Raw genomic sequence first — 11,076 nt, forward strand, 5'->3', positions numbered from 1 at the left:
TTACCTAGGTAATCGGCACGTATAGACCTAGGTAATTTGAGCCTCTACCCTCGTTTCGATGCGGGAAGGAACCGAAACTTGAAGAGGGAGTGAACCATGCCAGCTCAGCGCAGCCAGGAAGTCGATACCAGGACGCTACGGCGAGTCATCGCCGCTGCATCGATCGGCAACTTCGTCGAGTGGTTCGATTTCGCCGCGTACGGATTTTTGGCGACCATCCTGACGCGCGAGTTTTTCCCCAGTGGCGATCCTACGGTCGGGCTGCTGAAGACATTTGCGGTGTTTGCGGTTGCGTTCGCGCTTCGTCCTTTGGGCGGCATGTTCTTCGGAAGCGTCGGCGACCGCATCGGACGCAAGCGTACGCTTGCGGTCACGATCCTCATGATGGCCGGCTCCACGACATTGATCGGCCTGCTGCCCACTTACGCGCGCATCGGCTACTGGGCGCCGCTGATGCTCACGATCATTCGGTGCGTACAGGGTTTCTCCGCAGGTGGCGAGTACGCGGGCGCGTGTGCCTACGTGATGGAACATGCGCCGCGCCGCCGCCGGGCGTTTTTTGGCAGCTTCGTTCCGGTTTCGACGTTCTCGTCGTTCGCGTGCGCGGCGGTTGTCGCTTATGCGCTCGAGTCTTCGCTGTCCTCGGCCTCGATGATCGAATGGGGCTGGCGCATTCCGTTCCTGATCGCGGCGCCGGTCGGTCTCATCGGTGTCTATCTGCGCGTCAATCTGCACGAAACGCCGGCGTTCACGGCTCTCGAAGGCAAGCATGAAGTCGCGCATGCGCCTTTGGCTGAGACTCTGAAGTCCCAGTCGGGGAATATGCTCAAGCTCGGTGCGTTCATATCGGTGACGGCGCTGTCGTTCTATACGTTCACGACTTACTTCGCGACCTACCTTCAAGTGGCCGGCCATTTGTCTCGCGGTGCGTCGCTCCTGGTGACGGTGCTCGCCCTTTGCTTCGCCGCGGCCTTTTGCCCGCTCGCGGGCCTGTTCTCCGACCGCGTGGGCCGCCGCATGACGATTGCGACCACTGGCATCTTCATCATCGCGGCTGTCTATCCGGCGTTCTCGCTCGGTGGCTCGGGCGTCATGTTGCAGTCGTTGCTCGGCGTTGCGCTGCTCGCCGTCGGCGCCGTGCTCTCGGGCGTGGTCACAGCGCCGCTCATGTCGGAAGTGTTTGCGACGAAGACGCGATACACCGCGTCCGCGATTACCTACAACGTCGCATATACGATCTTCGGCGGCACCGCGCCGCTGGTCGCCACGTGGCTGATCGCCTCCACCGGCACCAATCTGTCGCCTGCGTACTACCTGATGGCAGTGGCGATCTTCGCGATGATCGGCGGTCTCTCACTGCGTGAGACATCGAAAACCGCGCTGGAAGACGCAGGTGCCGCAATCGATGGGCGAAGCGATGCAGCGCCGGTCGAGCCTGTCTTCAAACGCACTATGTGAAGCAGAAACGCCGGCCTTTGCGAATGGACGGTGAAATCTGGGCCGGCTGAATTTGGGCGCTACACTTACGTAGGAGCCTACGTATCTCCGGTTCAGAAGGCAGTCCGCATCGACCGACATAATGCCGAGCATGGCCGACACGATGTCCCCTCTCGACTACGAGGATCTCTTCAGACACCTACCCGTGGCGGTCATCGTGGCCAGGGAGCGAATCATGGTGGACTGCAATGCGCGCGCGCTGGAACTGTTCAGGGCGAAACGCAGCGATATCGTCGACCAATCGTTCTCCAAGCTTTATCCGCAGCGGAAGGACTTCACGGCGATCGGCCGGCGACTCGCGCCGCTCATTGCGAAACGTGAGGCGTTCAGCGATGACCGCATCATGCGCCGGATCGACGGTAGTCATTTCTGGGTCACGGTTTGCGGCTTCGGATATAACCCGAAGCGGCCTTTCGAACTGGCCATCTGGACTTTTACCGACCTGTCGGAGAGCGCGAAGCAGACTCACGTCGCGGGTACCTTGACGGAGCGCGAGCGCGATGTCGCCGCCTTTCTAGTACACGGCTTGACGAGCAAAGAGATCGGCAAGGAGTTGAACATCAGCCCCCGCACGGTCGACATTCATCGCGCGAGCCTGCTGCGAAAGTATGAAGTGCGGACGACCCCCGACCTCATCGCACGGCTTCTAGCCTGAAGGTGAGCATACGTCGCGCGAGTAGGGGACTGAGCTATGCCGCCAATCGATGTTCGTAGTACGGCCGCTCGCGGTCGTCGAGGATGTCATACAGCGCTGCCAGATCGTCGGGCGAGGGGTTCAGCCATGCATCCAAGTTTTTCTCGCGAAGCGCAATGACGAAGCGGTCATGGCCGACTGCCGCGACTTCCGGTGGTGGCTCGTCTGTGATCGCCGCAAATGACATTAGGTCGGGCTCGTTCTTCTCTTGCCAGTGGGACCAAAGGCAAGCGACGAACATGTCTCCTTCGGGGCGGGGTTTGAACTCCAACACAACGTTTTCGTCTCGCTCTCCTGGCCGTAGCTCTCGCCCCTCGATCCGCGTGTTCTTGACGTTTTCATAGAAAGCGTTTGCGATCATCACAGCGTGTGAGCGACCGAAGAGCGCCTTCCAGAACCCTTCGAGATTGTCCCTTCGGGCGTTGTAGAGTCCGGGGTACTTCGTGTCGTAGGACGCCGGCTTTCCGCTAGGGCGGCACTGATATCGCATCGGTTTGACAACGCGTTCCCCGCCCTCCATGACGATGACGGGCGCGTAGTTTCCCGGGAAAATCCGCGCATCTCGGTCTATCAATTCCGGGCGACGCAAGTCGGCAAGTCTGCGGAGGGCAGCCGCAATCTTTTCGCTCGCTATTCGCTTGCTTTCCGTGGCGGCCTTCGTCGTCTTTGTCTGCAATGCACGCTCGGCGTCGGTGAGGCGGGCGCGCTGTTGGAACAGTTCCTTTTGGAGCTTCGCCGTTCGGAGCGCGTTGAATCGGACGATCATCTCGTGGATGCGGCGCTCCTCGTCTGTCTGGGGATCGCTGAACATCGCATCGACCGCCTTCGGAATTGTGATTGCTCGGCCTTGCTCGCGCTCCCAGTACAGGCGCACGAATTCGCGCAAGTCTATCCTCGCCCCGAAACGTCGGACAAATCGCCGATAGTCCGCCTGTATCTGCGCTGAGTAACACATGGTGGCCGTCCCCTTGAGGCTCCATGATAGTACTCGATATACTGTACATCCATACAGTTGCCGCGGGGAACAACCATGAGCCTGGCGCCGGACAACTTTGAACCGATCACGGACAGTGAGCTGCGCGAGCTTTGGCGGCAGTACCGTGATCCGGACGTTCGTCGGCTGATCCTCGAAGTGCATCGTGCGCGAGGCGTAGTGGACGCCGCGCATGCCGACGCCCTCAGGGCGCTCTATGCGTCTTGGGACAAGCAGCCGGGGGACGTGAAGGCATCCTTGCAGGCAGTCATCGACCGCCTCTTGGGCGAGAAGGTGCGACTGGGGGCCATCGGAGGTAAGCCCCTAAAGGGGTAGCGGGTGGTTTTCGAAGGCTGACCGTTTGCCCGTATCAAACGAATGGAAGTCCCCGCTGGCATGTCCGTTGCTGCTATCGGTGGCGAAAATTCTCGCGAGGAGGTACAGCAAATGGCAGGCGATAATTCGTTCCGACCGGGCGAAATTGTGAAGACTTCCGGCATCTATTCGGTCGTTCACGATGACGGACACGGCGCCTTCGAAGTGACATGCGTAGAAGGCGAACATTTCCCGCCCACTCGCAGCGGCAAAGGCGCTCGTTACGAGCTCAAGCACGCGGCCACGCATGCGCACCGGCATAGCGAGCTGAAAGGCAGTGAGGCCCGAGGCAGCTAGCGCTTCATACCGACAGCACGGCGCATTGCGGCGGTGATTCCTTGCTGCGTGCGCCAGTAACCTTCCCAGGGGTCTGCTTTTAGCCTTCTTTGCCGCTCAACGGCTTTGGACATCGACCATTGGTCGCCGCGCGTCACTTCGTTCAGTTCCTCCCACGATACCGGCATCGAGACTGCCATGCCGCTGCGGGCGCGAACCGAAAAAGCAGTGACGGTGCTGGCTCCGCGGCTGTTGCGCAGGTAGTCGATGAAAATGCGGCCGACACGATTCCTCGCTCCCATCACCGCGGAAAAGCGGTCGGGTATCGTGCGCGCCATATGCTGCGCCACGGCGTGCGCGAAGTCCTTGACCTCGTCCCAGCCCTGCCGGCGCGTCAGGGGCACGACGATATGGAAGCCCTTGCCGCCACTGGTTTTTGGAAACGACCGCAGGCCGACTTCATCAAGAACGACTTTCAGCAAAGAGGCCGCGTCGATCATCGCTGCCCAGGGCAGAGCCGGATCTGGGTCCAAGTCGAAAACTACGCGGTCGGGATGAGCCAAGTCGGGTGCTACTGCGTTCCATGTATGCAATTCGACCACGCTCATTTGCGCGAGACCAACCAGTGCTTCAGTCGTATTCGCAACGAGCAGCGGCGGATGACCAGGGTGAAGTTCGATGGGCAACTCCACGATGCCGGGAATGCGTGCCCGCTCACTGTGTTTCTGGAAAAACAGCTGGCCCTGAATGCCGTCCGGCGCGCGAACTAGCGCGAGGGGCCGGTTGCGCAGATGCGGAAGCGCCCATTCGGCGATTGCCTCGTAGTACCTGACCATCTCGAGCTTGGTGCGTCCGCTCACTGGGTCCATCACGCGACCAGGATTGCTCACACGCACCGTACCAATCGTGACGGTCCCCTTGGGGTTGCGACGAGCCCGCGTCAACCCAGCGTCCGCATCCGCCCGTCCAGCGCCTGCGAGCGCTACCACTGGTTCTTCAACTACGGCGGCAGCGGGCTTGTCGTCGCGCACGGCATGAAACACCGCATGACGAACCTCGCCCCCAGGCGTCCATTCGAGAAACGAGCATTCGACGACGATGGACGGCGCAAGCCAGAAATAGTCGCGGTCCTTTTCCGGAGTCGGCGGGTTATAAAAGGGGCATTCTCGTTGCCTCAGGGGATCGGCGCGTCGCGCAAACGACGTTGCTTCCCGCGAGTGAAAATGTGGTTTGACGCTGCCGGCATACCGTAGAGAGCCGTCGTTTTCATGGACGCCAAGCAGGAGCGCATGCACACCCGCTTTCGCGCCTTTTATCCGGCTGAAACCGCCCACCACAAATTCCTGTCGCTGGTTGCACTTGAGCTTGATCCAGTCCATTGACCGGCCGGTCCGATAGGGGGCATCGCCCCGCTTGCCGATGATGCCCTCCAGCTTCATCTTGCATGCCGCTGCGACAAGGGAGGAAGGGTCTTCGGCGAAGTCCTGGGAGAATCGTAATAGTGGCGTGTCGGTGTGCTCCATCAGCTCGCGCAGGAGGGCACGGCGGGCCCGTAACGGCTGCTCGCGAATGTCCGTGCCGTTCAGCCACAACAAGTCGAAAACGAACATGACGATTTCCGATGTGCTGCGCCGATCAAACGCGTTCTGCAGAGCATTGAAGTCTGGCGTGCCGTTAGCATCGAGCACGACCGCTTCCCCGTCGATCCAAGCGTTCTCGATTGGCAAGCTGGCGAATGCGTGGGTCAGGCTCTCGAGCCGCGCTGTCCAGTCGTGGCCGTTGCGAGTGAAGATGCGGACGTTGCCCCTATCGAGCCGGGCAAGCATTCGATACCCGTCAAACTTGATTTCGTATGACCAGTCGCCTCCTGCAGGCGTGCGGTCAACTAGCGTTGCGAGCTCGGGTTCGACGTGGGTTGGCATTTCGCCGTACGCGGCAGCTGGTGCGCGTACACGACGAGTGCCTGCCGATTTCCAGCGCCCGCCCATTTACAGTTCCGCGTGGAACAGCGGCGCAGCCATACAATCAGGGCGCAGGGCGACAGTGCCAGGGCTCCGCTGGTGACGGAGAGACGCCAGACCGCACTCAAAATTCGCTTTCATCGTCGCAATCATGATGGTCGGTGGCTTATGAAAGCGGACCATGCAACGGTCGGACAGATAGCGTCGAAAGTGAGATCCAGCGTGCGAGCGCCGCATTGAGCGCTCACGGCCGGTTCATGTCATGCTCGGCAATGGGAATATGCCAGAGAAGGCCACCATCTTCCGTCCTTCATTGGGTGAGCACAAATTGGACCGCAACTCTCGCCGCCCAAACGATGATCAGCTCGCCGCGAATTCCCAAAGGTCCGGACTCAAAGCTGCCGAATAGGTCATCGGTCTCGATGACTTGCTCGCTTTTGCTACTCAGCCTCGTTGCCTGCAGAAGGCCGTTACGCCAAATTTGCGCCAAACGAAAAAGGCCCAGCCTTGCGGGCTGGGCCTTTCACGTCAATCTTTGGTGCCCAGGAGAGGACTCGAACCTCCACGATGTTGCCACCGCTAGGACCTGAACCTAGTGCGTCTACCAATTCCGCCACCTGGGCAGGTGTGCGTTGTGCAGCAAAGATCGCCATTATATGGGCCCTGAAATTGCTGTCAAGCGCTTTATCGCGCTTCGTCGCAACTCGTCGGTCGGCGCGGGCAATACCGCCCCATTACGGCCGCAACGCGCGCGCGAAGCCGCCCGGTTCCGTGCCGCGGCCCGCCGGCTGCCCGGTGCCTCGATCCACAGTGTTAGAATCGCCCGCATTGCCATGATGTCTCATACCCCGGAACAAGAACAAACCACCGACACGCGTCCTTTGAGCAAATATCCATACCCGATCCCGAGCCGCGAAGAGATTCTCGGCGTGCTGCGTACCAGCGACACGCCGCTCACCGCGAGCGACATTGCCGAGACGCTTTCGATCAAGCGCCAGGAGCGCGAAGGCTTCTTCAAGCGCCTGGGCGCAATGGAACGCGACGGCCAGATCCGCCTCGACAAGCGCGGCTACTACCAGCTGACTCATCCGTCGAATTTTGTCGCCGGCCGCGTACAGGGTCATCGTGACGGATACGGCTTCGTCGTGCGCGATGACGGCCAGGACGATCTGTTCCTGCCCAACGCGGAAATGCAGAAGGTCATGCATAACGATCGCGTACTCGCGCGCGTCGTCGGCTATGACCGGCGCGGGCGGCCGGAAGGGCACATCGTCGAGGTCACAGACCGCGCCAACAAGCGGGTGATCGGCAGACTGCTGAGCGAAAACGGCGCGCTGATCGTCGCACCCGAGGACAAGCGGATCGGTCACGACATTCTGATCACGCAAAGCACGAAAAAAGCGAAGGTCGGGCAAGTCGTGGTGGTCGAGCTCACCGATTTCCCGAGCCGGCATTCGCAGCCGCTCGGCCGCGTGTCCGAGATACTCGGCGACATAGACGACCCGGGCATGGAAATCGAAATCGCGGTGCGCAAGTACGGCGTGCCGCACGAGTTCAATCCGCAGGCGCTCGCCGAAGCCGCGAAGCTGCCCGACGAAGTCAGGCCGGCCGATCTGCGCCATCGCGTGGACTTGCGCGATGTGCCGCTCGTGACGATCGATGGCGAAGATGCGCGCGACTTCGACGATGCCGTCTACTGCGAACCGATGAAAGTCGGCCGCGGCGACGGCTTTCGCCTCATCGTGGCGATTGCCGATGTCTCGCACTACGTCCAGCCCGAGACGGCGCTCGATGCCGATGCAATCGAACGCAGCACGTCCGTCTATTTCCCGCGGCGCGTGATCCCGATGCTGCCCGAGAAGCTGTCGAACGGTCTTTGCTCGCTGAACCCGCAGGTGGACCGGTGCGTGCTAGTGTGCGACATGGTCATCACGGGCCGGGGCGAGATCAAGGCCTATCAGTTCTATCCGGCCGTCATGCACTCGGCCGCGCGCCTGACCTACACCGAAGTTGCCGCGATACTCACCAACACGAAAGGTCCCGAGGCCGCACGGCGAATCGCACTGGTGCCGCAGTTGCAGAACCTCTACGGCGTATTCAAATCTCTGCTTGCGGCGCGCCAAAAGCGCGGGGCAATCGATTTCGATACGACGGAAACGTATATCGTCTGCAATGCGCAAGGCAAGATCGAGCAGATTTTGCCGCGTCAGCGAAACGACGCGCACAAGCTCATCGAAGAGTGCATGTTGGCGGCGAACGTCTGTGCCGCCGACTTTTTGAAGCGCAACAAGCATCCGGGGCTTTACCGCGTTCACGCGGGCCCGACCGCCGAAAAGCTCGAGAACCTGCGCACGTTCCTGCGTGGCATGGGGCTCTCGCTCGGCGGCGGCGAAACCCCGCACGCGAGCGATTACGCGGCGCTCATGGCACAAGTCCGCGACCGGCCCGACGCCCAGATGCTGCAAACGATGCTGCTGCGCTCGATGCAGCAGGCCGTCTACAGCCCCGATAACATCGGACACTTCGGTCTGGCCTACGAGGCTTACGCGCATTTCACGAGTCCCATTCGACGCTATCCGGATCTGCTCACGCATCGCGCGATCTATGCCATTCTGGCGGGCCGTAAATATCGGCCGCAGCCGCCGCTCGGCGTCACGCTGAATACGGCACTCTCGCCGAAAGCGCGTGCGTTGCAGCAGGCTGACGAATCGGCGCCGCGCAACAACGGTGGGCCGAATACGGCAATCTGGGAAGAACTCGGTTTGCACTGCTCGTCCAACGAGCGGCGTGCCGACGAAGCTTCGCGCGACGTCGAGACCTGGCTCAAGTGCTACTTCATGCGCGACAAGCTCGGCGAGGAATACGGTGGGATGGTGAGCGGTGTGACGTCGTTCGGCATCTTCGTGCAACTCGATGCGCTCTTCATCGAAGGGCTCGTGCATGTGACCGAACTGGGCGCGGACTATTTCCAATACGACGAGATCAAGAACGAGCTGCGCGGCGAGCGCACTGGTATTCGCTATCGATTGTCCGATCGCGTGCGCGTACAAGTAAGCCGTGTCGATCTCGACGCCCGCAAGATCGACTTCCGGCTCGTACGCGATACGGTGACCAAGACGGCAGTCGTGCAACACCGCGCGGCGCTGGCCGAGCGAGCGGCCGCAGAGCCGGCTGGCGCGCGCGTGCGAACGCTTGCAAATGGCGAATCCACGGCGCGCAAGAAGGCCGCGCCGGGCAAGACGCCGGCTGTGAAAGAGGCGCGAGCCGCACGCGGGCAAGCAGCCAGGAAACGTGGCGCTGCGACGAAGCCAGCTTCGAATTCGCGCGTGCGCAAGAAGTAACCGCGGTAGCTGCCGGCGCGGCGCGCGGCGGCTTACCGTCCACGCATGTCGGATGCTTCGGTGCCGGGCATCCCACCGTCGCATGTCAGCATGTCCGCATGCCCGTGATAGCGAGCGGCTTTTATCGGCTGCTCGCATCGCACATTCACACGATTTATCGATTCAGCTATGGCACGTCTCAAGGTTCTCTACGGATTTCACGCGGTGACGGCGCGTTTGCGTCACGACGCATCGACAGTCGAGGAAGTGTTTTACGATGCAACGCGGCGTGACCGTCGCATGCAGGATTTCCTGCACACGGCGAAGGAAGCGGGCGTCCGGTTGATTGCGGCTGACGAGACACGTCTTTGGGGCCTTGCGCATACCGAGCGTCATCAAGGCGTCGTGGCGCGCGCAAGCGATTTGCCGCTCGCGCAAAACCTTGCCGAATTGCTCGACGGGATTCAGGGCTCGGCGCTCTTGCTCGTGCTCGATGGCGTGACCGATCCTCACAATCTCGGCGCGTGTCTTCGCGTGGCCGATGCGGCCGGTGCGCATGCGGTCATTGCACCGCGCGACCGCGCGGTCGGGCTCAACGCGACTGCGGCCAAAGTCGCGAGCGGCGCGGCCGACACAGTGCCCTACATCACGGTGACCAACCTCGCACGCGCATTGCGCGAACTGAAGGATGCGGGCGTATGGGTGGTCGGCACGTCGGGCGATGCGTCGGCGAGCCTTTACGACACCAAGCTCGACGGGCCCGTGGCACTCGTCATGGGCGCGGAGGGTGAGGGCATGCGGCGTCTCACGCGCGATACCTGCGACGAAGTCATGCAGATTCCGATGGCGGGGACGGTGGAGAGCCTCAATGTCTCCGTGGCGAGCGGTGTCTGTTTGTTCGAAGCGGTGAGACAGCGGACGGCTAAGCGCTGACGTCGTCAAATGGCACGCCACCGAGCCACTGTAAGTGGCAGCGTTGGCGTGCGGATCCCTTATCAGCGCTCGATCTGCTGATTCCAGCGCTTATCCCATTCGGGCCGGCGCGCATTGATCGAATCCCAATCGACGACGGTGACCTTGCTCAGCAAGCTCTCGACGTTCCCGAGGCTCTTTTGCATCGATGCCGGCATCGTAGCCAGCCGGTTGGTCGGAATCTGTTTGCCCGCCTCCGCCGCTTTTTCCTGCGCGGGCTTCGACAGCAGGAACTGCGCAAGCTTCTGCGCGAGTTGCGGATCGGGGTTGTGCTTGACGACGCATACATCGACGAGCAGCAACACCGGCCCTTCCTTGGGCGAAACGTAGGCCACGGGCAAGCCCTTGTCTTGCAGATCGGCCACGGCGGTCGGTGTCAGCGGAAAGAGGCCGGCTTCGCCCGTTTGCACCATCTCCGAAATCTTCGCGGAATTCGGGACGTACTCGACGACGTTGGGCCCGACGGTATTCGGCCATTTGGTAAATCCCGGCTCGACGTTTTTCTCGCTGCCGCCCCAGAGGCGATTGAGCGCGAGAAAACCGTGCAGCCCGAACGTGCTGCTCGATTCGGACTGGAACACCACTTTGCCCTTGTATTTCGGATCGGCGAAATCGAGCCACGAGCTGGGGGCGGTCCATCCCTTCTGCGTAAACAGTTTCGTGTTATACGCGATGCCGGTCATGCCGAGTTGAACGCCCGCGCCGACATCGTCTTTCATTCGCGCAAACGGATAGAGCTCCTTGAGCACGGGCGAATCGTCGAGCTTTTCGCACAGGCCCATGCTGACGGCTCGCGCCATGACACCGTCGTCGAGAAAGGCGACATGAATCTGCGGCTTATCGCGATTGGCGAGCAGCTTCGCGAGAATGTCGGACGAAGTGCCGGGCGCGACAACCACCTTCGCATTGTTGGCCTGCTCGAACATCGGCAGGACCTGGCTCGTATAGGCCTTTTCCATCGGCCCGCCATTCATGCCGATATACAGCGTTTTCGATTGGGCGTGAACG

General features: G+C 61.3%; 9 protein-coding genes and 1 tRNA gene. 6 read left to right on the forward strand and 4 right to left on the reverse strand.

Annotated elements, in window-relative coordinates; translation table 11 throughout:
• The first annotated feature begins 96 nt into the window (after positions 1 to 96).
• Entirely contained in the window at positions 97 to 1,458 is a 1,362-nt protein-coding gene (locus GWC77_RS06505; protein WP_173256079.1) for an MFS transporter, read from the forward strand.
• Positions 1,459 to 1,579: 121 nt separating this feature from the next.
• The gene (locus GWC77_RS06510; protein ID WP_173256080.1) at positions 1,580 to 2,152 is read left to right on the forward strand and encodes a LuxR C-terminal-related transcriptional regulator; all 573 of its coding nucleotides are present in this window, start codon (positions 1,580 to 1,582) and stop codon (positions 2,150 to 2,152) included.
• Positions 2,153 to 2,186: 34 nt separating this feature from the next.
• Here GWC77_RS06510 and GWC77_RS06515 read toward each other — a convergent pair whose 3' ends face one another.
• Positions 2,187 to 3,146: an SOS response-associated peptidase family protein gene (locus GWC77_RS06515; RefSeq protein ID WP_173256164.1), complete on the reverse strand. Its 960-nt coding sequence runs from the start codon at positions 3,144 to 3,146 to the stop codon at positions 2,187 to 2,189.
• 75 nt (positions 3,147 to 3,221) lie between these two features.
• On the opposite strand from GWC77_RS06515, the gene GWC77_RS06520 reads away from it, so the two are divergent.
• Both GWC77_RS06520 and GWC77_RS06525 read left to right on the forward strand, forming a co-directional pair.
• Complete coding sequence (locus GWC77_RS06520) at positions 3,222 to 3,500, forward strand: hypothetical protein (protein ID WP_173256035.1); 279 nt, start codon at positions 3,222 to 3,224, stop codon at positions 3,498 to 3,500.
• Between the two features lie 111 nt (positions 3,501 to 3,611).
• A complete protein-coding gene (locus tag GWC77_RS06525; RefSeq protein WP_173256081.1) occupies positions 3,612 to 3,836 on the forward strand; it encodes a hypothetical protein in 225 nt (74 codons plus the stop codon).
• On the opposite strand, the gene ligD is transcribed toward GWC77_RS06525, so the two are convergent.
• Positions 3,833 to 5,803: a DNA ligase D gene (gene ligD, locus GWC77_RS06530; RefSeq protein WP_367949008.1), complete on the reverse strand. Its 1,971-nt coding sequence runs from the start codon at positions 5,801 to 5,803 to the stop codon at positions 3,833 to 3,835. The two genes, GWC77_RS06525 and ligD, sit on opposite strands and share 4 nt — an antisense overlap.
• Before the next feature lie 509 nt (positions 5,804 to 6,312).
• Positions 6,313 to 6,399, reverse strand: a tRNA-Leu gene (locus tag GWC77_RS06535).
• A gap of 213 nt (positions 6,400 to 6,612) precedes the next feature.
• Between GWC77_RS06535 and rnr the strand changes: the two genes are divergently transcribed.
• Both rnr and rlmB read left to right on the forward strand, forming a co-directional pair.
• Entirely contained in the window at positions 6,613 to 9,117 is a 2,505-nt protein-coding gene (gene rnr, locus GWC77_RS06540) for a ribonuclease R (protein WP_173256166.1), read from the forward strand.
• Between the two features lie 168 nt (positions 9,118 to 9,285).
• On the forward strand, positions 9,286 to 10,029 hold the full coding sequence (rlmB, locus tag GWC77_RS06545; protein ID WP_173256082.1) for a 23S rRNA (guanosine(2251)-2'-O)-methyltransferase RlmB: 744 nt from the start codon (positions 9,286 to 9,288) through the stop codon (positions 10,027 to 10,029).
• Between the two features lie 62 nt (positions 10,030 to 10,091).
• Here rlmB and GWC77_RS06550 read toward each other — a convergent pair whose 3' ends face one another.
• The gene (locus GWC77_RS06550; protein WP_254366850.1) at positions 10,092 to 11,042 is read right to left on the reverse strand and encodes an ABC transporter substrate-binding protein; all 951 of its coding nucleotides are present in this window, start codon (positions 11,040 to 11,042) and stop codon (positions 10,092 to 10,094) included.
• Positions 11,043 to 11,076: the final 34 nt, after the last annotated feature.

This window comes from Paraburkholderia sp. NMBU_R16, from assembly GCF_013282575.1.
Classification (GTDB): domain Bacteria; phylum Pseudomonadota; class Gammaproteobacteria; order Burkholderiales; family Burkholderiaceae; genus Trinickia.

Excerpts from the sequence above, each read along its gene's own strand:
- GWC77_RS06505 (WP_173256079.1), top strand. The coding sequence starts at position 97 with ATGCCAGCTCAGCGCAGCCAGGAAGTCGATACCAGGACGCTACGGCGA.
- GWC77_RS06510 (WP_173256080.1), top strand. The coding sequence starts at position 1,580 with ATGCCGAGCATGGCCGACACGATGTCCCCTCTCGACTACGAGGATCTC.
- GWC77_RS06515 (WP_173256164.1), bottom strand. The coding sequence starts at position 3,146 with ATGTGTTACTCAGCGCAGATACAGGCGGACTATCGGCGATTTGTCCGA.
- GWC77_RS06520 (WP_173256035.1), top strand. The coding sequence starts at position 3,222 with ATGAGCCTGGCGCCGGACAACTTTGAACCGATCACGGACAGTGAGCTG.
- GWC77_RS06525 (WP_173256081.1), top strand. The coding sequence starts at position 3,612 with ATGGCAGGCGATAATTCGTTCCGACCGGGCGAAATTGTGAAGACTTCC.
- ligD (WP_367949008.1), bottom strand. The coding sequence starts at position 5,803 with ATGGGCGGGCGCTGGAAATCGGCAGGCACTCGTCGTGTACGCGCACCA.
- rnr (WP_173256166.1), top strand. The coding sequence starts at position 6,613 with ATGTCTCATACCCCGGAACAAGAACAAACCACCGACACGCGTCCTTTG.
- rlmB (WP_173256082.1), top strand. The coding sequence starts at position 9,286 with ATGGCACGTCTCAAGGTTCTCTACGGATTTCACGCGGTGACGGCGCGT.
- GWC77_RS06550 (WP_254366850.1), bottom strand. The coding sequence starts at position 11,042 with ATGAATGGCGGGCCGATGGAAAAGGCCTATACGAGCCAGGTCCTGCCG.